Source organism: Maridesulfovibrio spiralis (SeqCode) (assembly GCF_048571135.1).
Classification (GTDB): Bacteria; Desulfobacterota; Desulfovibrionia; order Desulfovibrionales; family Desulfovibrionaceae; genus Maridesulfovibrio; species Maridesulfovibrio spiralis.
The window spans coordinates 3,591,755-3,614,002 of the sequence record NZ_CP182344.1; the positions used below are offsets into that span (position 1 = coordinate 3,591,755).

At 46.5% G+C, this 22,248-nt stretch carries 19 protein-coding genes and 1 tRNA gene; 13 read left to right on the forward strand and 7 right to left on the reverse strand.

From position 1 onward, the window contains the following. Positions 1-45: 45 nt before the first annotated feature. The 3 genes from ACNI29_RS16060 (at position 46) to ACNI29_RS16070 (ending at position 2,075) form a co-directional block, all read left to right on the forward strand. Positions 46-726: a 4Fe-4S binding protein gene (locus tag ACNI29_RS16060; RefSeq protein WP_419779387.1), complete on the forward strand. Its 681-nt coding sequence runs from the start codon at positions 46-48 to the stop codon at positions 724-726. 111 nt (positions 727-837) lie between these two features. Beyond that, positions 838-1,542, forward strand: coding sequence for an HAD family hydrolase (locus ACNI29_RS16065; RefSeq protein ID WP_419779388.1), 705 nt, complete (start codon positions 838-840; stop codon positions 1,540-1,542). Positions 1,543-1,682: 140 nt separating this feature from the next. Further along, positions 1,683-2,075: a ferredoxin-thioredoxin reductase catalytic domain-containing protein gene (locus tag ACNI29_RS16070; RefSeq protein ID WP_419782116.1), complete on the forward strand. Its 393-nt coding sequence runs from the start codon at positions 1,683-1,685 to the stop codon at positions 2,073-2,075. Between the two features lie 58 nt (positions 2,076-2,133). Here ACNI29_RS16070 and ACNI29_RS16075 read toward each other — a convergent pair whose 3' ends face one another. Both ACNI29_RS16075 and ACNI29_RS16080 read right to left on the reverse strand, forming a co-directional pair. Further along, positions 2,134-3,012, reverse strand: coding sequence for a TIGR02285 family protein (locus ACNI29_RS16075; RefSeq protein ID WP_419779389.1), 879 nt, complete (start codon positions 3,010-3,012; stop codon positions 2,134-2,136). A 376-nt stretch (positions 3,013-3,388) separates the two neighbouring features. After that, positions 3,389-4,123 carry a PAS domain-containing protein gene (locus tag ACNI29_RS16080; RefSeq protein ID WP_419779390.1) on the reverse strand — a complete coding sequence of 245 codons (735 nt, stop codon included), beginning with the start codon at positions 4,121-4,123 and terminating at the stop codon, positions 3,389-3,391. Positions 4,124-4,432: 309 nt separating this feature from the next. On the opposite strand from ACNI29_RS16080, the gene ACNI29_RS16085 reads away from it, so the two are divergent. Then, positions 4,433-6,127: an FAD-dependent oxidoreductase gene (locus ACNI29_RS16085; protein WP_419779391.1), complete on the forward strand. Its 1,695-nt coding sequence runs from the start codon at positions 4,433-4,435 to the stop codon at positions 6,125-6,127. 91 nt (positions 6,128-6,218) lie between these two features. Here the strand turns inward: ACNI29_RS16085 and ACNI29_RS16090 are convergent, their stop codons facing one another. Next, positions 6,219-7,391: an iron-containing alcohol dehydrogenase gene (locus ACNI29_RS16090; RefSeq protein ID WP_419779392.1), complete on the reverse strand. Its 1,173-nt coding sequence runs from the start codon at positions 7,389-7,391 to the stop codon at positions 6,219-6,221. 178 nt (positions 7,392-7,569) lie between these two features. On the opposite strand from ACNI29_RS16090, the gene ACNI29_RS16095 reads away from it, so the two are divergent. Together ACNI29_RS16095 and ACNI29_RS16100 are read left to right on the forward strand one after the other, a co-directional pair. Beyond that, positions 7,570-8,463, forward strand: coding sequence for an AraC family transcriptional regulator (locus ACNI29_RS16095; protein ID WP_419779393.1), 894 nt, complete (start codon positions 7,570-7,572; stop codon positions 8,461-8,463). Between the two features lie 122 nt (positions 8,464-8,585). Beyond that, on the forward strand, positions 8,586-11,207 hold the full coding sequence (locus ACNI29_RS16100) for a PAS domain S-box protein (RefSeq protein WP_419779394.1): 2,622 nt from the start codon (positions 8,586-8,588) through the stop codon (positions 11,205-11,207). A 4-nt stretch (positions 11,208-11,211) separates the two neighbouring features. Here ACNI29_RS16100 and ACNI29_RS16105 read toward each other — a convergent pair whose 3' ends face one another. Further along, complete coding sequence (locus tag ACNI29_RS16105) at positions 11,212-12,561, reverse strand: DEAD/DEAH box helicase (RefSeq protein WP_419779395.1); 1,350 nt, start codon at positions 12,559-12,561, stop codon at positions 11,212-11,214. Positions 12,562-12,822: 261 nt separating this feature from the next. Here ACNI29_RS16105 and ACNI29_RS16110 point away from each other — a divergent pair, with 261 nt between their 5' ends. After that, complete coding sequence (locus tag ACNI29_RS16110; RefSeq protein WP_419779396.1) at positions 12,823-13,464, forward strand: VPLPA-CTERM sorting domain-containing protein; 642 nt, start codon at positions 12,823-12,825, stop codon at positions 13,462-13,464. 71 nt (positions 13,465-13,535) lie between these two features. Here the strand turns inward: ACNI29_RS16110 and ACNI29_RS16115 are convergent. Next, positions 13,536-13,626 (reverse strand) — tRNA-Ser (locus ACNI29_RS16115). Positions 13,627-13,880: 254 nt separating this feature from the next. Here ACNI29_RS16115 and ACNI29_RS16120 point away from each other — a divergent pair. Beyond that, positions 13,881-15,116, forward strand: a complete 1,236-nt coding sequence (locus tag ACNI29_RS16120) for a phosphatidylserine decarboxylase (RefSeq protein ID WP_419779397.1) — start codon at positions 13,881-13,883, stop codon at positions 15,114-15,116. Between the two features lie 47 nt (positions 15,117-15,163). Here ACNI29_RS16120 and ACNI29_RS16125 read toward each other — a convergent pair whose 3' ends face one another. Both ACNI29_RS16125 and ACNI29_RS16130 read right to left on the reverse strand, forming a co-directional pair. Further along, positions 15,164-15,673 carry a nucleoside deaminase gene (locus ACNI29_RS16125; RefSeq protein WP_419779398.1) on the reverse strand — a complete coding sequence of 170 codons (510 nt, stop codon included), beginning with the start codon at positions 15,671-15,673 and terminating at the stop codon, positions 15,164-15,166. Between the two features lie 208 nt (positions 15,674-15,881). Then, a complete protein-coding gene (locus tag ACNI29_RS16130; protein ID WP_419779399.1) occupies positions 15,882-16,691 on the reverse strand; it encodes a phosphoribosylformylglycinamidine synthase subunit PurQ in 810 nt (269 codons plus the stop codon). A 288-nt stretch (positions 16,692-16,979) separates the two neighbouring features. On the opposite strand from ACNI29_RS16130, the gene pyrG reads away from it, so the two are divergent. The 5 genes from pyrG (at position 16,980) to ACNI29_RS16155 (ending at position 22,240) form a co-directional block, all read left to right on the forward strand. Beyond that, complete coding sequence (gene pyrG / locus ACNI29_RS16135; RefSeq protein ID WP_419779400.1) at positions 16,980-18,611, forward strand: CTP synthase; 1,632 nt, start codon at positions 16,980-16,982, stop codon at positions 18,609-18,611. A 74-nt stretch (positions 18,612-18,685) separates the two neighbouring features. Then, a complete protein-coding gene (gene kdsA, locus ACNI29_RS16140; RefSeq protein ID WP_419779401.1) occupies positions 18,686-19,498 on the forward strand; it encodes a 3-deoxy-8-phosphooctulonate synthase in 813 nt (270 codons plus the stop codon). Next, entirely contained in the window at positions 19,488-20,009 is a 522-nt protein-coding gene (locus ACNI29_RS16145; RefSeq protein ID WP_419779402.1) for a KdsC family phosphatase, read from the forward strand. The genes kdsA and ACNI29_RS16145 overlap by 11 nt, the downstream gene beginning before the upstream one ends. Next, on the forward strand, positions 20,010-20,600 hold the full coding sequence (gene lptC, locus ACNI29_RS16150; protein ID WP_419779403.1) for an LPS export ABC transporter periplasmic protein LptC: 591 nt from the start codon (positions 20,010-20,012) through the stop codon (positions 20,598-20,600). It abuts the gene before it with no gap. 14 nt (positions 20,601-20,614) lie between these two features. Then, positions 20,615-22,240, forward strand: a complete 1,626-nt coding sequence (locus tag ACNI29_RS16155) for an LptA/OstA family protein (protein WP_419779404.1) — start codon at positions 20,615-20,617, stop codon at positions 22,238-22,240. Positions 22,241-22,248: the final 8 nt, after the last annotated feature.

Consider the following 22,248-nt stretch of genomic DNA (forward strand, 5'->3'; position numbering starts at 1 on the left):
TTAATAGAAAGTACACAGTTTAATTCCCAGACAAGGAGAAAGCTGATGACTTTGAAAGAGATAACCGAAGCAGCTGAGAAGATCGGTTGCCTGAGCATGACCACACTTGAGGGTGAAACTATGCATAGCCGCATAGTAAGTCTTTGCGGCGGTGATGATGAAGGACTATATTTCCTTACTATGGATGTGAAACCATTTTTCCGGCAGCTGAAAGCAAATCCGCAGATTTCCATATGCGGGATTTATCCTACCAGCCGTAAAGAAGGCAAAAATAAAGATGGACAGCCCTATTTCCCCCCGGGATATACTCTGCGGATAACCGGGGAAGCCCGCGAGGTTCCTATGGATGAGTTGCGTGAAAAGGCAGCGGCAGGGAGCCCTATCCATGAATATGTGCGTGAGGATCATGCTCGTTATCCATCTATCCGTCTGTTCTGTATATATAAAGGAAAGGGCGAGATTTTTGATTTTGATTTTGAAATGGAACACCGTGACCATAAACTTTTGCGGACCCGCTTCGCATTTGGAGGCGGAGAGTTTAATGATGCAGGCGTTAGAATAGATCCTGATAAATGTGTCCGCTGCGGCGAATGTATGGCGGCGTGTACTTTCAAAGCAATTGAGAGTGAAGACGGGTACAGGGTGAACGGTTCTCGCTGCGATGAGTGCGGCAGTTGCATACAGGTCTGTCCTGCTGAAGCTATCGATTTTTCGCTGACCATCTAATTGCGGGATTGTAGGATTTTATCAGGCACGGTTCGAAAAGGGCCGTGCCTTCTTCGTGGTTAATTTGACTTGCTGCCGTCAGTGCTTAATTTCTGCGCAAGGAGAATTTGAATGTTTTATGGAACTATCAAAGCTGTGGCCTTTGATGCTGATGATACTTTGTGGGTCAATGAGACTTTTTTTGATCAGGCTAAAGCTGCTGCTGCGCGGCTTTTGTCTGTTTACGTTCCGGAAGAAGAGTTTCTGAATGTTTTGGAGCGGACCCAGTCCCTTAATGTTCCTGTGTTCGGTTACGGGGTGAAGAGTTTTGTCATTTCAATGATTGAGGCGGCTAATATAGTTGTTCCGGGCATAATTAAAAGCTCTGAGTTGGATTATCTCATTGAGATAGGGCGGGATATGCTTGTTAAACCTGTGGAGCCAATAGCAGGCGTTAAAGACGTTTTAAGCGCTTTGGAGCCGGACTACCGCTTGTTTATGATAACCAAAGGTGATTTTGCCGAACAGCAGCGGAAAATAGATCTTTCCGGTATGTCATCGTATTTTGAGCAGATTGAAATTCTTCCAGAGAAAGATGAAGCCGCTTACAGGCGTATTCTCAGCGAGCATAATATTAGTTGTAATGAATTCCTGATGGTAGGTAATTCCGTTAAGTCTGATGTCCTGCCTGTTGTCTGTATCGGTGCGAGTGCAGCACATATTCCTTTTCATACTACATGGGTGCATGAGGTCGTCTGCAAGGAGGATCTTTGCGGACGGGATTATATTGAACTCAGTAATATTATGGAATTGCTTCCTCTTTTGACACGTCTTTGATTCTGTGGGATTCTATAAAATTTTTGCAGATAACTTCTCCTTTCTTTCTGTTGCAATGAATGCTAATAAACCGCTGCTTGAGCACGAAAATGTTTATATGCGGTTTTGTGCTATTTTTTAAAAAACTATCAATCTCTATGGTGAAAGATTTGTCTAAGCCTACAGAAAAAAATGAAAAACTGGTCGCCACTTATGTGGAAAAGTATTGTGAACGCACTGGGCTGAACCTTCATCCCATGAAGGATGTTTCTGATGCGGTTACAACCGGACTGGCGATGCATCTGGATGACTTGAAGCGACCCCTTTGTCCCTGCCGTTTTTATCCTGATAAGCAGCAGGCTGTTGCGGAGCGCGAATGGCTTTGTCCCTGTTCAGATATGAAGACATATAAGTACTGTCATTGCATGCTGTTTGTTAACGAAGAAGGCATGCCTGTGACAGAGCATCTTCCTGAAGATCATGAAGGTCGCCAGACCTATGGCGATATCGCTGATCCTGCACCGGAAAAAATGCATCGCAAGCTGCCTAATTAAGCAGATTCAAATTTGATTGTGAAAAACGGACACAGGCTTTGTGCTTGTGTCCGTTTTTTTATTTTTCAGCAGGGCCGCAGTTCGCTGGAAAGACCTTTTTCAGATATGCATTATGCAGTTTTATCCCTTCCGGGGGCAGGTATGACTGGTGTGCTTGTATGTAGTCAGGGTCGTATGTGTGGTTTAATAATTTATTGATCTTTGAAACCACCTTTTTCCCCCATTTATTTTTTGTGCAACCTATGTACGCAATACTGTAGGGATTCAGTTCTTTGATGGGGATGAACAGGAATTTGTCTTCGACAATACCTTGCTTTAAAAGCCATGAAATTTCTTGTGGATGCCCTATCACAAAGTCAACGTTGCGTTCAGCTTCAAGCAGCTTGATAAGCCCTTCAAAGATGTCCTTTTTATAATAGGTGTATAGATTGTTTGAACCTGCATTTTTTTCTATCCAGTCATCAAGGACTCCCGTATAGCGTCTGCCTTTTGAAATACCCATGCGCAGGTTTGTGTTTTCCAGAAGGTCAATTATTGAGATCTGTCCAGCTGGATTGATGAATGGTTTAAACTTGTATAAATTTTTTGTAAGAATGTGCACACCATTTGTCAGTCCAAGTATTGTCGGTTGGGTATACTCAATGTATTTTAAGCGTTCTTTAGTTTTGTATATGGTTATGCAGCAACCGTTTGAAATGCTGAGCTGTTTTGCTATTCGACTATAGTTCGCGACTCGATAAGTGTGAGTATATTCCGGTAGTTTGTCCCTAAGGCTTTTCATGAATTGATCATGGTAGCCTTTCCCTTTTAGCGGTCCTTTGCAGATAGAGCCGGGAGGATAGTCCGCATGATACCACACAATTGTGTCCTCATCGCATAGAGCGGTTTGATATGTGCTCAGTATCAGAATTAAGACTGTGTAAATTATACGCTTCATAGCTTTCCCTGTTTTAAGAATACTATATCTCAAAAATAATCAGTAAGTAAGTCTTGAATGGCTGAAATAATGATATGGATATGATAAAAATCAATTATAAGTATGAGTTTTTCTTTTGCTTTGACCGATATCGATATAGTTTTTGTGTTAATTAAAACGTTTAGGTGAGATGCTTTTAAATTGATGCTTTTTGATAGGATTTAATAAATCAGAAGTTATACGGGGTTTAGTCCAGAAAATGATATTTTTCCCGAAGCATGGTGGTCTCCGGTCGGCACTATGGAAGGGAGTCTGTGGTCGGTTGAAAAATGCCAACTTTTGAATAAATCAGAATCCAAAAAAAAGGTGCGTAAATTGTTTTACGCACCTTTTAATTTTATTCTTTATCATTTTTTCGCTTTTTTTTGCCTTTGATATACCAGTCTTGGTCCCCGTACATCTTGTCGGAGCATTCCGGGCATATTCCATGACTGAAGGATGCTTCAGAGTATTTTTCGATATATGACTCGAGGTTATTCCAGTAACCTTTATCGTCACGTATTTTTTTGCACTTGGCGCAAATCGGCATCAATCCGCTGAGAACTGTTACTTTTTCCAGCGCTTCAGACAGTTCTCCTATGAGCTTCTCGCGGGCTTGTTCTGCTTCTTTCAGGTCAGTAATGTCGATAAAGCTCTCAATATAAAGATTTTTTTCAGCGACAGCTAAGGTTTTAACTGTTTTTAGGATTTTCCGGCTTCCGCCATTAACCGTAAGTAGAATCCTTTCAGATCTGTCTACTGTATGGCCGAGATCAGCAATAGGGCATTTTCCTCTTTCTGCCGGACATACAAAGTTGTGGCATTCTTTTCCAACAACCTTGTTTTTGCTGCGTCCGAGCATTTCAAGGGCTGTCTCGTTGATATCTACAATTTTACGGGAGTCAGCGTCGACCACTATGACGCCACTGAGTGTGGAATTGAAGAGGGCATCCAAGTAGTCTTTATTGTCCGACAGCTGTTGAATGTAGGTGGTATCGTCAGTTGTATCCAAAATTGAATGCACGGAATCATTGCATTTAGCAGCTAAGCTTTGTTTTTCAAGCTCTTCGTATGTTGGCTTTTTTGAATCCACTGTGCACCTTTTGAGAATGTTTTATTTTTATTTAAAAGATACGTGAGTAGAAGCTTTTCGTCTATTAGAAATGCCATTTGCAGTTATCCTTCTGCATTTACGGAAATCAGGGAAGGCGGAGGATGTATAGCCGGACCCGGTGTGGATATTTTGATTATCCTATTAATTATGTGTGTTTCTTGTAAAAAACAGCTTTCATTGATCTCGATCAATGCGCAGCGACTGTAGCCGTATAAGGTGCTTTTAAAAAGACCTGACAATCCAGTCCTCAAATTTGATTGAACAAACTGAAAGCGAAAGGAGAAACATATGAGTGCCAGAAAAATTGTTGTCATCGGTGGTTCCGCAGCAGGACCAAAAGCCGCCGCCCGTTCCAAACGGCTTGATGCCGGGGCGGAAGTTACTCTGCTTCAGAAAGCCCCGGAGCTTTCCATGGCGTCCTGCGGTTATCCGTATTACATCGGCGGTAATTTTGACGAGCGTAACGCTCTTCTTGCAACACCCACCGGCGTTGTACGGGATGAATCTTTTTTTGCTGCTGCCAAGGGTGTGAAAGCCAGAGTCAATACTGAAGTAACCTCTATTGACCGTCGGAATAAGACTGTGGTCTGCACCAATATAGCTACCGGGGAATCATCAAACATTGAATACGATAAGCTGGTGCTTTGCACCGGGGCCACTCCGCGCCGTCCTCCCATTCCGGGAATTGAGCTTGAAGGAGTGCGTTCTCTTTCTGAAATGCGTGATGCGGACAAGCTGCGCGAACTGGTTGATTCCGGTAAAGTTAAGAATGCAGTCATCGTCGGTGGCGGGCTGATTGGAATCGAAGTATGCGAGGCTCTTTCCGAATCCGGCATGAACGTCAATGTGGTTGAGATGCTCTCGCAGCTGCTCATGTTCCTTGATTGGGAAATTGCCAAGCTGGTGGAAAAGCATGTTGCCTCCAAAGGAGTCACTGTCCATACGGATAACGGGGTGGCTGAATTCCTCGGTGAGAATGGCAGGCTGACCGGGGTCAAGCTCAACGACGGTTCCGTGATTCCCTGCGAACTGGCTGTTGTTGCTATCGGAGTTGTCCCTAATGCTAAATTGGCTGCTGATGCGGGGATTAAGCTCGGTGGTTTCGGCGGCATTGCGGTTGATGAATTTATGCGCACTTCCGATCCTGATATTTATGCAGCCGGGGATTGTGTTGAGATCAACCACCGCATTACAGGTAAAAAGACTTTTGCTCCTTACGGCGACCTTGCCAACCTTGAGGCGCGCGTGGTTGCTGATAATATTGCTCGTGGAAATAAATGTAAGTTTCCCGGCACAGTGAACAGCGGTATCTGCAAGGTGTTTGATCTCAGTGCCGGAGCGACCGGACTTTCCGAACAGCGTGCCAGGGACGAAGGTTACGAGGTCGTCACTGCGACCAACGCCAGCCCTGATAAACCGGGATTCATGAGGTCTAAACTGCTGGTTTCCAAGATGGTTGCGGATGCAAACACCGGACGGATTCTCGGTTTCCAGTGTGTGGGGCCCGGTGAAGTGAATCGTCAGTTGGCTGAGGCCGCCATGGCCGTCATGAACGGCAATACCATCTATGAGGTAGGCATGGCCGATCTGCCGTATGCGCCCCCGTTCTCGCTGGCTATTGATCATTTCATCACCACGGCGCACATCCTTGATAATAAAATCTCCGGGCAGATGACCGGGATCAGTAATGCGCTGGTTAAGGAAAAACTGGATGCCGGGGAGCAGCCATTTGTTCTTGATGTCCGTGCGCCGGATGAATTTGATGAAATGCGCCTCAATGTCGGGGAAAAGCTCATTCCATTAGGAAAATTAAGAAATTCGCTGGAAGAACTTCCGCAGGATAAGAGTGTTGAAATTATTACTTTCTGTAAAATATCCATGCGCGGATATGAAGCTCAGCGGGTACTTGAAGCAAACGGCTGGACCAATGTCAAAGTCATGGAAGGCGGCATAATGGGCTGGCCGTTCAAGGTCGAGATATAGTTTTTGCTGGATGATTATGTGAAAATTGAAAAGGCATCCCGCTTTTTAAGCGGGATGCCTTTTGTGTTTATAGATAGAATATCTGAGCCGATTACAGAGCTGTTTCCAGCATCTTGCGTGAAACCTCAAGCGTAACATCGCCACGCTCGGAAAGCTGGGTCATGCCATGCTTTTCAAGTCCTGCAACCACACGGTCTATAATATCTTCTTTGATATCGTAAGCGGAGAGGCGGGTATGCATACCGATGCTGTTGAAGAATTCTTCGGTTTTGGCGATGGCCTGATCAATGCGTGCGTCATCGTCGCCTTCGCGGATATCCCAGACCCGTTCAGCGTACTGGATGAGTTTTTCACGCTTTTCAGCGCGGCGGACTTTCCAGTTGGCAAGCTGCATCACAGCCAGGGTTTTGCCGTGGTCCAGACCGGTCAGGGCGGTCAGTTCGTGCCCGATCATGTGAGTGGTCCAGTCCTGCGGCACGCCTGCACCGATGAGACCGTTCAGAGCCATGGTAGAGCACCATACGAGGTTGGCGCGTGCATCGTAATTTTCAGGTTCGTTAACGGTGGTTTCACCTATTTCAATCAGGGTCTGTAGAATACCTTCTGCGGTGCGGTCCTGAAAACGTCCTTCCGCAGGATAGGTCAGGTATTGTTCAATGGTGTGGATGAAGGTGTCTACCACGCCGTTTGCAACCTGTGTCTTGGGCAGGGTGAAGGTTATTTTAGGATCGAGGATAGAGAATTTCGGAAAAGTGTGGGTGGAGAAAACCGGGAGTTTGTCTTCATCGTCACTGATTACTGCTCCGTTGTTCATCTCGGAGCCTGTGGCCGGAAGGGTCAGAACGGTTCCGAAGGGAATAGCGAAATCAACTGGGACAGGGGTAAATCCGAATCTCATGAGTTCCCGTTCACGTCCTTCGTATTCTTTTGCCGGAGCAGACAGGGATATGAATTTGGTTCCGTCAATAACGGAACCGCCGCCGACAGCGAGTATGAAGTCGATGTTTTCATCGCGGACGATTTTTACCGCTTCCATAAGTACGTCAAATCTCGGGTTGGCCGGGATTCCTCCGAATTCGATGACAGTACGTTCACTTTTGGCAAGTTCAGAATTTACCCGGTCGAGCAGGCCGGTCTTCTTGGCACTGCCGCCGCCATAGGTGATTAGTACTTTTGCATTTTTAGGAACAAGATTATCCAGTTCCTGAAGCTGTCCGTCGCCGAAAACAATATTGGTCGGATTGTAAAAGGAAAAATTAAGCATGTTAACTCCTGTTTTTGATTATGTTTGAATTAGTTTATGCCCTGAGGGAGTCGTTTTATGAATACCTATTTTTGCAAACAGTTTGCCTTATTTTGCAAGATCAGAACATTTTAGTAGAATCATTTTTGAACAATGGATAGCAGGGTAACACAGGATGCTGCTATTGAAGGAGAATAAAATGAGTCAAAATAGAAATTTGCTGAATGAATTAAAAGAAGCTCTTGATGATGGGGCGGTGCGTGAAGGGTTGAATGAAACTTTTTTGGAAGAAGTTACCCTCTTCCGGGTTGCCGAGCACAAACCTAAAGTTCCGCTGATTTATGAGCAGTGTTTCTGCATAGCAGTAGACGGACACAAAAAATGCCATTTGAGTGATGTCACATACACTTACGGCGAAGATGAGTTTCTGGTTGTTCCCGCCATTGTGCCGTTGGATATCGAAGTTGTGCCTGCCGGGGACAGGCCTCTGTTAAGTATTACAGTTCCCCTTGATTTCAAGGTAATTCAAGATCTTGTGGAATCAATCAACAGCTATGACAAGCATACTCTGGGAAAGGTTCCCAGTTCTCCGGGGATATATTTCGAGCCGCTTGCAGATAATGTGATTGATCCTGCTATCCGTCTTCTTAAGGCTCTTAAATCACGCAAGGAAGCTAATATTTTTGGATATCAGATCATCCGTGAAATATACTACCATATTCTGATGGGTAAACATGGGCATCTGCTTGCTTCAGCTGCTTTCGGTGAATCGGATTACGCCCTGATCGCCAAATCCCTGCGTTTTATTCATGACAATTACAGCAGCGGAATCGATATTGATAAGTTGGCTGAAGGAGCCAATATGTCTGTACGCTCATTCTACAATCATTTTAAGGCAGTAACCGCATTGACCCCAGTGCAGTACCTGAAAAGGATCAGGTTGGAAAAAGCCCGTCAGTTCATGGCCGTAGAGGGAGAACAAGTCAGTTCAGCTGCACATCTCGTCGGCTATGAGAGTACGTCTCAATTCAGTCGTGAATTCAAACGCCATTTTGGTTTTACACCTAGGGAGGCGGTGCGTAACAGCCGCTAAATGACAGTATAGTATTAAAGTGTGTCACTATAACTTGAAGTTGTGTTAAATTTCTTGTTTATTCCTTTATTTGTCTGCTATTGTTCACAATAACATAACCGTTAACAGAAAGCAGAATAAGAATGAATTCAACGAGTATCTATAAGACAACTATACTTACTGTGCTGTTTATATTCTCTTTTTATGTATTGGATTGGGCTGTTCCTGTTGCGGAAGGTGCAAAGAATTCCCGTGGCCTGTGGGCGGAAAAGAATCTGACTGAAGAGGAACAGGCTTTTCTGCTGCAACATCCGGTTCTTCGGTTGGGGGTGGGAGTTAAGTTTCCGCCTTTTCAATATGTTGAATATGAATCCGGTATTCCGGTTTTTAAAGGTATGGTGTCCTCTTATCTGGATTTGATTGAGGGAAGATTGGGCATTAAGCTGAAACCGGTATATGGGATTTCTTTCAAAGAAGCTCTCGAGATGGGCCGCAACAAGGAAATTGACCTGTTCCCATGTATTTCACAAACACCGGAAAGACAGAAGTATCTGGTTTATACCGAGACATACCTTAGTTATCCGTTGGTTATTATTACCCGTGAAGATGCCCCCCTTGTGTCCCGGATAAATGATTTGGAAGGCAGAAAGATCGCCGTAGTTAAGTTTTTGGCAACTTACAGCAAGCTTACCAATGACTATCCTGATTTGAATTTTGATTATCTTTTCCGTAACAATATTGCCGAGGTATTGGAGGCCGTTTCACTCGGAGAGGCCGATGCCTGTATAGCCAACCTCGCAGTCTCCAGTTATGAAATCAACAAACGCGGCCTGTATAATCTTCGTGTAGCCTCGCCAACTCCGTGGGCCAATAACAACCTTGCCATGGCGGTCCGTGATGACTGGCAAATCATGCAGGGCATCTTGAATAAGGTGCTGGAATCAATCTCAGTATCTGAAAAGAATGCAATATCCGAACGTTGGATCAGGTTGAAAATTGATTCCGTTCTTGATTCTTCAAAGGTTTGGAGTATGGCCTTGAAAGTTTCGGGAGTGTTTTTGCTTGTCTTTTGCGGAGTGCTTTATTGGAACCGGAGATTGCATAAGGAAATATCTGAGAGGGAAAGAGCAGAGTCTATGCTTCTGGAAAGTGAAGAACGTTATAAGCAACTTTCTATGGCCTCATTTGAAGCTATTTTTCTTTCCGAGAACGGTATCCTCATCAATATGAATAAAACTGCGGAAAAAATGTTCGGTTATGTGGCGCAAGGTATTGAAGGGGTGCATCTGTTGCAATTTTTCCATCAGGATTCACGTGATTTTGTAGCCGAAAAACTCATTCTCAGCGAAGATACAATCCCATATATGACTACGGCCTTGCGCCGGGACGGGACTTCTTTCCCGTGCGAAGTGCAGGCCCGCATGAGCAGCCACGGTGGTAAAAAAATTCGAATTACCGCTCTTCGGGATATCACTCTTCGCAGAGAAGCAGAAGAGAGCAGAGCCAGAAGTGAACGTATTTTCAGACGCATCTTTGAGTCTTCCCCGTTGCCCATGCAAGAGGTGGAAATGAGCGGACTCATTCCCATTTTTGAACAATGGACTAAGGCAGGGAATACGGATGTTGAAGAGTATCTGCGAGAGAATCCTGAAGAACTAAAGAAATGTATGGATAATATTAATGTTGTGACTCTGAATGAAGCTTCTGTTGTCCTGCATGGGGCAGATGACAAATCTCAGTTAATCGGCCAAGTTTCTAATTATTTATCGTTAGAGTCATTATCTTTTTTGGATCGCGTGATTTCCGAATTGGCTTCCGGCAGGACATACTTTCATGATGAAATCCACTGGGAGAATCTGAAAGGTCGCAATCTGGACACATTGATTTATATTGATGTGGTCGATGGCTATGAGCATAGTCTGGCGAGGGTTCTGATTACCCTGGTGGATATTACAGAGAAGAAGAGGCTTGAAGAGACAATTATTCAGGCTGAAAAGATGATCTCCATAGGTGGTCTGGCAGCAGGTATGGCGCATGAAATTAATAACCCTTTAGCTGGGATTTTGCAGGGTGTTCAAAATATAAGGCGGCGTTTTTCTGATAAATATCCTGCCAATGTAGAGGCTGCGGAACTGGCTGGTGTAAGTTTTCCGGCGATGGTTGAATACATGGAAAAACGCAAAGTCTTTACCATGCTGAATGGGGTGCAACAATCAGGCGAACGTGCAGCCAGAATTGTCCAGAATATGCTTAATTTCAGCCGGGGCAGTTCAGCTGTGCAGGTTTATTGCGATATTAACGGATTGTTGGACCAGACCATTGAAATTGTTTCTAACGACTTCGATATGGAAAAGAAATACGATTTTAAAAAGATCAAAATTTTTCGTGACTATGATTCGCAGGCTAATAGTGAAAAATGTATACCTAGTGAATTGGAGCAGGTTTTCTTGAATCTGTTTAAGAACGCGGCGCAAGCCATGAGTGATAAAGAGTATGCAGATGGAAGTGTTCCCGAGTTACAGCTGATTACAGAAGTAACGGAGAAGGATACAATTATCAGGGTACGGGATAACGGTCCGGGCATTGATCTCAGTTACCGCAAACATATTTTTGATCCGTTTTTCTCCACCAAGGCTCCGGGATATGGAATCGGATTGGGGCTTTCGGTGTCGTATTTTATCGTTACCGAGAATCATGGAGGAAGCCTTGAAGTTTTTTCCCAGCCCGGCGAGTGGACCGAGTTTGTGGTCAGGCTTCCCCGCTAGTTGATTAAGCAATCTCAGCGTATATTTTTTGCCGTAATCCTGCACTGTGTTTCAGTACTCCGACTTCAATGTCTACAAAGTCGTAGAGGCGCGGACGTTTGCCGTCTGCGGGGCGCAGTATTCTGCCGATGATCTGGACCAGCCTGCCTTTTGATTTGATGGGTGAGCACAGAAAGAGTGTGGAAAGTCCCGGACAGTCGAATCCTTCGCCGATCAGTGATGCGGTGCTGGCCAGCACTTTAATCTTGCCGTTATTCAAGTCTTCGATGATAGTTTCACGTTCAGCTGTAGGAGTTTTTCCGGTCAGTACGGCTACTTCAACTCCCTGATCAAAAAGCAGATCTGAAAGGGCATCCAGATGGGCGGTGCGGTCGGCGACCATGAGCAATGTGCCGGAGTTCCGGGTGAACTCGTTTTTAACGCAGTCGGCAATGATCTTGTTGCGCGGGTAGTCCTCAGCAATGGCGGTCATCATGAGCGGATATTCTTCGGAAGGGTTGCCTGCAAATCTGAAGGCGGTTTCCACAGTGAAGATTTCCGGTTTGAGAATGGCCCCGGTATCACGCAGCAGATCGGGATTCACTCGGTGTACAACCGGACCGAGAGTCATGCTGATCATGCGGTCCAGTCCGTCCGCACGGTAAGGGGTGGCGGAAAGTCCGGTCAGGTATTTGGCGTCGAAATTTTTAACTACCTTCTGAAAGGTGCTGGCCGGGGTGCGGTGGCACTCATCCACGACAATGTGTCCGAATTCTTTTTGCAGCTCATCAAGGCGGTTACGGGCTGTTTGGATTGTCGCCACGGTCAGGGGCTTAAGTTTGAACTTGCCGCCACCGACCTGTCCAGCTTCCTCTCCAAGAAACTGTTTGATGCGGTCAATCCACTGCAGGAGCAGTTCTTTGGTGTGCACAATGATCAGGCATGGCTGTTTACGGCTGGCGATCAGGGCCAGCGCCATGACTGTTTTGCCCGCCCCGGTTCCGGCTTCAAGCAATCCCTGGGTCTGGTTGGAAAATGAATCCAAAGCGGCCTGTTGGTAAGGGCGTAATTCTCCCTTGAAAGAAAAATCCACTGGATCAAGTTCTCGCCGTTTGTCTTTGTATTCCGGCTCGATACCTGCTGCTTTCGCGATCTGGTGCAGTTCAATGCCGAATCCGCGTGGACAATGCAGTCTTTTTTTGCGGTCACCGGACCACATCTTGATATATTTGGGAATCTTTTTGCCTACCCGGCCCCGGTACTTAATGGCGTTAATGTAATCTGGGTTGGTTAAGGTAAGGGCTTCTTTAATCTCTTCCACCAGATCTTCGGGTGTGTCGGTCAGCGTCAGGTCATTTGAAATTTCGATCAGCATTGCTACTCCTGTTGCAGCAGGGTTTATCTTATGCCGGGTAACAAGTCGACCACGAATATTAGGCTGGAATACAAATGGCAGGTTGGAGGAAGTGTGCTGATCTCAATCCGTAATGCCGGCATCAACAAGGGAATTGGTATCTTTTTTTGATTTCATACCAAACGACTGATTCTATGAAATATATTTCACACGAAAGTAGTCGATTTTAATATTGATATAATGTAAATTAATGTAAGGAATGGGTCTAAAGGAGGGAATCAAATGAGAAAGTATGTAATATTGATGGCATGCCTAAGCATGCTTTTATTTGGAATTTCGGCGCAGGCGGCCACTTTTGCGAACAGCGTCGACTATTTCATGGGAAGTGGTCTTTCGGCCACCTCTGTCCGTGCTAATCCGTTGAATTCGTTGGGTAGTTATGATGCTCCTGCTGTGGACAGCCAGAATGTCGCAGTAGGGGGGGATTATAACTTCTTGAGTTTAGGTATGGGCGGGAGTGCGGTGTTCTCTTTCGGACGCTCTTTCACCGGCCCGGTTACCATTTATGAGACTACTTGGAATAGGCCCAATAATTACAATGAATATGCGCAGGTCTGGGCTGCAACTGATGATGTCCTGACAAGTTCCGGGGTTAATCTGGGAAGCGATGCTTGGGTTCTGCTCAGTCCGTCCATTTACAATCAGGACGGCGATTCATTCGGTGGGCAGACTGTATTTGCCAATGGCATTTACAGTTACCTGAAGGTCACCGATACCACCGGAAGTGTAGCGGGCGGCTCCAGCGGTGACGGCTTTGATATCAACGCCGTATCTGTCAGCCCGACCCCCATTCCCGGTGCAATTTGGATTCTGGGAGCTGGGTTGGCCGGCTTGATTGGTGTGCGGCGGAGAATCGGATCGTAATAATCTTAGCTGTTTAATTTGGAAAAAAGAAAAGGACTTAGAAGATATCTTCTAAGTCCTTGTTTTTATAGTGGCGGAAAGGGTGGGATTCGAACCCACGTATGGTTTCCCATAACTCGATTTCGAGTCGAGCGCGTTACGGCCGGACTTCGCTACCTTTCCGCATTTTATGCGCAAGACCGATTCCGGCTGTCCGGTCTTGGAAGGCACGATTTATATTTGTTTTTGCGCTGATTGGCAAGGGGAAATGATGGGTATTGTGACGAGATTTTGAAAATAGACATTTAATGCCGGATAGATGCGTGGGCTGTCAGTGGGGCTGTTTTGTGATTTCAGCTGGCGTGTATTTATAGTATGCTTGGATTCTGTATTTCATCTTGAGTTCTGAAACGAAATTTCACCATAAGGAGGCCTCAATGGGCAAAGCTAGGAAATGGTTGATTTTAAGCTGTCTGATTCTTCTCTGTTTTCCGAGTGCAGGTTTTGGCACCAAATATGCGATCCCGGATGATTGTCCGTGCAAGGAATCAATTTCCGAATTGGTTGAATCCTATGAAGGGGATCAGGTTTTCAGGATGCTTATTGATGAAGCCTTCAAGAATATGCAACCTCTCCCAGAGGGCTATCGCAAAGGCGGTAATCCCTGGCAAGGTAAATTTTTTGCTGATCTGGTTCCTTTTTTTGTTGACTGGTGTTCCTTTCTGCCTGAAGCGAAGGGTAGCTCTGATAATGGACTTCTTTACATTGAGCAGATGGACCTTTTCGCCTACCGGAATCCATTTGGAAGGGCTGCTTTTCAGACGCATCCGGGAATCATGATTTTTGATCAGTTTGCTAAAGAGCGGGGCGATTTTCTGAACAGCAAAGCTTCTACTGCACGTGTTGCCCAGTGGTTGTCTGACCCGCGTATTGAAAAAGAAGAGTATGTCCTGCCTAACCCCAAGGCCGCTGACGGTGGATTTAAGTCCTACAACCAGTTCTTTTCACGAAAATTCAAGGATATATCGAAAGTTCGGCCTCAAACCATGCCGGAGCGAGATTACGTCATCTCCGCACCTACCGATGCTATTGTAAATACCATTCCAGCGAAACTTGTTGCTGAAACAGCGACAATTCCTACCAAGGGGATGCAGAAGCTTAATATTCGGCAGTTATTGGCCGGGTCAAAGCATTGGAAACGTTTTGTGGGCGGAACCGCCATGTCGTGTGTTTTGATGCCCAATACCTACCATCACTACCATGCCCCTGTGGGTGGTAAGGTCATTGAGACTAAGCTCATTGATGGAGCTTTGCTTGGTATGGATGATTTTCCGAAATTTGTACCGACCACTGGAAACGTTGGCTACTTCGGGTCCAGTTTTGGTGCATTCGAGAGCTACCAGCGTGGCTATTTTGTTATAGATACCGGGAAATATGGGCTGGTCGGAGTTGTTCCGGTCGGCTTGAGCACCGTGGGATCAGTGGTTTTTGAGGACAAGTTCACCAAGGCGAGCGGTCCGGTCGCTATCAGGCGTGGTGATGAGTTGGGGCATTTTCTTTACGGTGGTTCGTTGGTGATTCTGGTTTTTGAGCCGGGTAAATATAAATCCGGGGCCATCAAAGTCCGTCTGGGTAACCAGATTGGGATTTTTGATACCAGCTCGAATAAGTAGAAATTTATACTGACAGATTCAAAGGCCGGGGATTATATTTCCGGCCTTTAGTTTTTTCTTTTGTGCAGAAAGAAACTTTGCAGGATGTTTTTGCATTCATCTTCACAAACCCCACCTATGGTCCAGAATTTGTGATTGGCGAAGGGGAGTTCTGTCCCTTCCAGATTGGAGATTACGGCCCCGGCTTTGGGGTCTGGTGCTCCGAAGATAACTCCGCCGACCCTTGCGTGGATAATTGCGCCGAGGCACATGATGCAGGGTTCGAGTGTTACCACCAGAATTGAGCCGCGCGGGAGGCGGTAGTTTCCGATTGCTTCGCAGGCATGGCGTAGGCAGTTGATTTCTGCGTGTCCGGTGGGATCGTTTTTGGTGAGTGGGGTGTTATTTCCGGTGGACAGCAGTTCGCCTTCCGCAGTGAAAAGAGCTGCGCCGATGGGAACTTCACCGTGTTTGCGGGCTTTGAAAGCTTCGCGAATGGCAACGTCCATCATGGAGCGCCATGTCTGGCCTTGCGGTGGGTTTGCGGGAGGTGTTCCTCTGAGGGTGATTTTCGGCATTTGAATCTGATGCGCTGGCGTATTTGGGTTGATTTAGTTCTCAGCAGTATGAATTAGAAAAGGGGAGAGTGATAAACAACTCTCCCCTTTTAATTTCAATACTGATTTGCAGCACAAGACGGCGAAGCCTTAATGAAAGGTTTTGAAGAGTTCAGAAGAAACTTATGCAAAAGTTTCTCTGGTCCTCAAAGGGCCGCCGGAGGCAATCTTAAAGCGATTTAATATAATTCACGCCACCTTCGAGGAGCGCCAGACCGAGAGTCGGAATATCGCCACGGGTCCACTTGGGATGGTTGGTGGGGTGGTTGAATGCTTCGGGATGCGGCATGAGTCCGAGGATTCTGCCGGAAGGATCAGTCAGTCCTGCTATGCCAAGCGGGGAGCCGTTGGGGTTGGCAGGGTAGTCCATGGTTACATCGCCGGATTCGGGATCGATGTACTGTACTGCGTGGAGATTATTCTCCACAATTTTCTCGAGCATTGCGTCGTCAGCGGGGATAATTTTACCTTCGCCGTGACGGACAGGGACGTTCAGGGTTTCGATTCCCTTGGTAAATACGCAGGGAGAGTCGGGGTTAGCCTTGAGGTGAACCCAACGGTCTTCGTATTTAGCGGAATCGTTGTAGCTGAGCGAGACCTGACGGGTGAAGTATTCTCCACCTACTGCGGGCAGCAGGCCAAGTTTAACCAGCAGCTGGAATCCGTTGCAGATTCCTAAGATTACGCCGCCGTCTTCAAAGAATTTTTTGATCTGGTCCACAAGCGGTGTCCCGTCTGTGGTGTGAGCGTGTTTCCAGCGGAGTGCAGCAGCCTGTGCCGCTCCGAGGTCATCGCCGTCAAGAAAGCCGCCGGGAAAAATCAGGTAGTTGTAACCTTCAAGAGTTTTTTTTCCTGCAGCAAGATCGGAAAAATAAGTGATGTCTACTTCGTCTGCGCCCGCTTTTTTAGCGGCATGAGCAGACTCGTGTTCACAGTTGGTTCCGTAACCGGTGATGACCAAAACTTTAACGCGGGCCATATATTTTTGTCCTCCAGATGTTGACAATAGAAATATTCCAAGACTATTTAATGCCTGTTTTGAAGAGAGGAACATAATTGCGGGTCAGCCTCCCGTCAACAGTCTATATTCCTCAGGACGTACCGCTAACACATTTTTTTAAAGTGGGATACGCCTGAATATAGGATTGTTTACGGGTTGGGACCTTTTTGTGTTTTTTTCATGAGTATCGACTTTATTCGCTGTCAATTTTGTTTTATGTAACAGCGATATTTTAAAATAAATTGTCCGCCACGGGACGGGAGCGTTATGAAAACCAAATTTATATTCATCACCGGGGGCGTGTTGTCCTCACTTGGTAAAGGGCTGGCCGCAGCATCCATCGGCGCACTTCTTAAAGCAAGAGGGATGACCGCAACTATTCAGAAGCTTGATCCTTATATCAATGTTGACCCCGGAACCATGAACCCCTTTCAGCACGGGGAAGTTTACGTAACTGATGACGGCGCCGAAACTGACCTCGACCTCGGTCACTACGAGCGTTACCTTGATGTTCCGCTCAGCCAGAAAAACAACATGACTTCCGGCCGTGTTTATCACAACGTAATCACTAAAGAACGTCGCGGCGACTACCTCGGCGGTACAGTGCAGGTTATCCCGCACATTACCGACGAGATTAAAAATGCGGTGAAAAATGTTCCCAATGGTGAGGACGTGGCCCTCATCGAGATCGGCGGTACTGTCGGTGATATCGAAGGTCTTCCCTTTTTGGAAGCTATTCGCCAGCTTCGCTCCGAGCTGGGCAGCGAGAATGTGCTTTATATTCACCTGACCCTTGTTCCCTACCTTGCAGCTGCAGGCGAAGTTAAGACCAAGCCTACCCAGCACTCCGTCAAGGAACTCCGCAGCATCGGTATTCATCCGGATATCATCCTCTGCCGCAGTGAAGTTGATCTTGATGAAGATATCAAGCGCAAGATTGCTCTTTTCTGTGACGTTGATCGTGATGCTGTTTTTACCGCTGTTGATGTAAAATCTATTTACCAGCTTCCGCTCAGTTTTTATAATGAAGGACTGGACCAGAAGATTGCTATACTCCTTAAGCTTCCGGCTAAGAATTGTAATCTTGAGCCTTGGAAAAGGCTTAACTATATTCTTGAGAACCCCAAGGGTGAAACCACTATCGGCATTGTCGGTAAATATGTGGATCTCAAGGAAGCATACAAATCCCTGCATGAAGCCCTTATCCACGGCGGTGTCGCAAATGAAGTCAAAGTTAATTTGCGTTATGTGAACTCGGAAGAGATTACTCCCGAAAACGTTAAGGAAAAGTTGGCCGGAATTGATGGCGTGCTGGTTCCCGGCGGTTTCGGTCATCGTGGTGTTGAAGGTAAGATCGCGGCTATCCAGTATGCCCGTGAAAACAAAGTACCTTTCTTTGGTATCTGTCTCGGTATGCAGTGCGCAGTTATTGAATACGCACGTAACGTAATGGGCCTCACCGGTGCTAACTCTGAAGAATTTAATCCTACAGGTACTGACAACGTCATCTACCTGATGAAAGAGTGGTTCGATTACCGCACAGAGAAAACTGAAAGCCGTTGCGAAGAAAGCGATAAGGGCGGAACCATGCGTCTTGGCGCTTACCCCTGTAAGATTGTTGAGGGAACCAACGCCATGGCAGCGTACGGCCAGACTGAAATTCAGGAACGCCACCGCCACCGTTACGAGTTCAACAAAGAAAAATTCGCAGATCAGCTCGTTGAAGCTGGGCTGGTGCTCAGCGGTCTTTCCCCGGATGAATCTCTGGTTGAGATCGTTGAAGTTGCCGATCATCCCTGGTTCCTGGGTTGCCAGTTCCACCCGGAATTTAAGTCCAATCCCATGCATGCTCACCCGCTGTTCAGGGATTTTATCAAGGCTGCCCGCGACAATAAGTAAAATTAACTATCGATTGCCCGGGAGCACTGTATGCAGTGTTTCCGGGCAGTCTTATAATTGGAGGGCAGTTTCTTTTGACCCCCGATGAATTATATCAAAAAAGTAAGCAGGGACCGTTCATTCTGGCGGGGCCTTGTGCACTGGAAACCATAGATGTTGCCCTGCGTGCTGCAGAAGTTCTGGCGGACATCGCATCCCGTCTTGATGTGACGGTAATTTTCAAAAGCTCTTTCGACAAGGCTAATCGGACCTCTGTTACTTCTTTCAGAGGGCCGGGCATGGAGGAAGGGCTTAAATGGTTACAGCGGGTTAAGGACGAAACCGGACTGCCTGTTGTTACCGATATTCATACCCCGGATCAGGCTGCTCCTGTTGGTGAAGTGGCTGATGTGATCCAGATTCCCGCATTTCTCTGCCGCCAGACAGATCTTCTGGTTGCTGCCGCAAATACCGGTCGGGTTGTGAATGTTAAAAAAGGGCAGTTTCTTGCCCCCCATGATATGCGCCATGTAGTGGGCAAATTGCGTGAAGCCGGCAACGACCGTATCTGGCTCACCGAGCGCGGTGCTTCCTTCGGCTACAACAATCTGGTTGTGGACATGCGTTCCATGGCAATTATGAAAGAGTTGGGGTGTCCGGTAGTTTTTGATGCTACCCATTCAGTACAGCTTCCCGGTGGTCTTGATGGTAAATCCGGTGGACAGCGTGAGTTTGTCCCTGTCCTTTCCCGTGCTGCTGTGGCTGCTGGTGCGTCCGGTGTTTTTATGGAAACCCACCCTGACCCGGACTGCGCGCTTTGTGACGGCCCTAACAGCTGGCCTTTGGATCGTGCTGAAGACCTGATCAGAGACCTTCTTGCCGCCTGGAGTGTGAATTATGTCTGCTAAACAGCGCGCTGAAAAAATTAAGCTGCTTATTCTTGACGTTGACGGTGTTCTCACTGACGGCGGTCTTTATTATGATCATGAAGGTAACGTAACTAAGCGTTTTAACGTACAGGACGGTCTCGGCATCAAGTTTGCCCAACAGGCAGGGATTGATCTGGCGGTAATTACCGGATTGAATCATGGTGCCGTTGAAAAAAGGGTGACTGAACTGGGAATTACGGATTATTATCCCGGACAGCGTGAAAAGCTTCCTTTTTATGAGAAGCTGCTCAAAGATAAGGGTCTTAAAGACGAAGAAGTCGCTTACATGGGTGATGACTGGATTGATGTCCCTGTTATGCTGCGCGTGGGGTTGCCCATGGCCGTAAGAAATGCCCAGCCTGAAATCTTCGGCATTTCAAAATGGATCTCCAGCCGTAAGGGCGGGAGAGGTGCTGTGCGTGAAGCAATTTCATTTATTCTTGATGCGCAGGGCAAGTTGGACGCAATCTGGAAAGAGTGGGCAGGTTAGATGGGCCGTATCGGCTTGGTTTTATCTTTGATTCTTGCCTTGTTTCTGGGGCTTGCTTCCGGAACTCTGCTTAGTAAAAAGTACGGAGTTTTTCCGCACATGGCCCGTGGCGTTGTAAGAAGTCCGCTGGTGGCCGATGAGAACCAGTCTGATATTTCTGCTGAGGAAATTGAACTGATTCAGGGGACTGGTGGTGACATTGAATGGATTTTGCGGGCAGGAAGCGCTGATTACGATCAGGAAGAAGGTCTGGTAAAGGCCGACAAACCCCGGGTCACATATTACCTTGGCCGGGATCGTAAAGAAGTTTTTGTTAGCGCCTTACATGGCGAAGTCAGCCAGAAGGGCAAGGGATTAAAGCTCTGGGACAATGTAAAAGGTAATTATGGCGATATGGGGCTTATTGCTGATCGTCTCGATTTTAAACCCAAGGAGAACTTACTTTTCCTTGAAGGGAATGTGAAAGTTCAGAGTCCGGCAGTTTATATTACTTCCAACCGGGTCAAGGTCGACCTTGTAACCCGTGAAATAATGATTGAAGATGGAATGGAAGCCCTAATTTCACCGGACATGGTGGTAATGCCTCAATAGAAGCGAGCATTCATTTGATAAATATATTTGGAAATAGTTCATTTTTGCGCGGCAGGTCTGTACCAGTATTTTTTTCTTCTGCTGTTTTTATTGTGTTGTTTGTTCTGGCCTTTCTTACGGCCAGCTCCAGCGTACATGCTTATGATAAATCTCAACTGAAGATTGCAAGGACTATCGCCAACGTCCGTTCAGAGCCTTCTCTCAAGGCGAATGTTGTCTGGATTCTTTCCCCGGCGGAAAGCTTTCTTGTCGGCCCGGAGAAAGATGGCTGGCTCCATATCTATCCGGCTTCCGATGAAAAGGATGTTAAGCCGGTCGGATATGTTTCCCGTAAAGTGGTCATCCCCGCTGCTGCGGATAGCCCGCTCGCGGATTGGGGGGATATCCGCTATGTTGGAAAGGACATGAAATACCATCTGGAACGCACTGTAAAGTCTTCTACAGGTGGAATGCTCAAGTCCGGAGACAAGATCAAAGTAGGTTTCCTCAGGAATGGCTGGTATGCCTTTTTCAAGCCGGATGCAAAGGTCGTTTCCGAGGCTGATGCTCTTGGCTATGTCAAGCAATCTGAAGTTGATATGGTCAATGACGATGCACGTATTCGGTATGCGGTGCGTCGGATCAATGTAATTGAAAAGCCTGTGGCTACTTCCAGAGCCGTGGGTGTGCTTAGCCCCGGACATCGTGCTCAGGTTAATAAAGTGAAGGGTGGAATGTATGCCCTTTACCGTATTGATACCATTGTTAAAAATGATACTCCGGTCTGGGGTTATGCTTGGGGGCCTTTCCTTGCTCCTTATCCTGCAAATCTTGAAAAGACTCAGATGGCTGGAATTGATGCCCGTAAAGCAGAGATCAAGGCTGAAAAGAATGAAAAGATTAAGGAAGAGCTGAAGCGTGGCAATGAACTTGCCGCCATGGAAAAGGCAATGGATGAAATGCTGATCGCTCCGGTCGAGACTAAAACTCTCTATGCGACAGCAGTTCTGAATGTCCGTTCCGAGCCTGATGTTAAAGCCCTTATTGTAAATAAGCTGGAAAAAGGACAGCCGGTCGTCGTTGGTCAACTCGAAGGAAAGTGGTATCCTGTTTTCAAGGCTGATCAGAATAAAGAAGCCAAGCTCATCGGTTATGTGTATGGCACTTATCTTTCAGCTGATGCCCCGGTCGTTGAGAAAGAGAAACCGCGCAAGAAGCGTGTCCCCGGCGGCCCGGATGAAGTTCCCATTAAGATTACTTCTACCAAAATGACATTCAGCGAAAACCGCAACCAGATTACTTTTTCAGGTAATGTAAAGGTTATACGTCTGGATGTAACTCTCACTTCTGACACCCTGACTGCCTATTTACGCCCAGACGGCGATTCTCTTTCCGATACTCAGGACAAGATTAAGAAAATCGTTGCCGGCGGTAATGTTAAGGTGGTGATGAAAAAGCGCAAAGGTCAGTGCGATAAGCTGACTTATGTGGTTGGTGATTCCATCATATACATGAAAGGTAATGCTGAATTGCTGGATGGCCCCAACAATATTCAGGGCGATGAAATCAAATTTTACATTAAAGATAACCGTGCTGAGGTTGTCGGCGGCAAGAAGCCTATCGAGGCTATTTTCTATACCCCGAAAAATGTGTCGCAGTAGGAAAAATT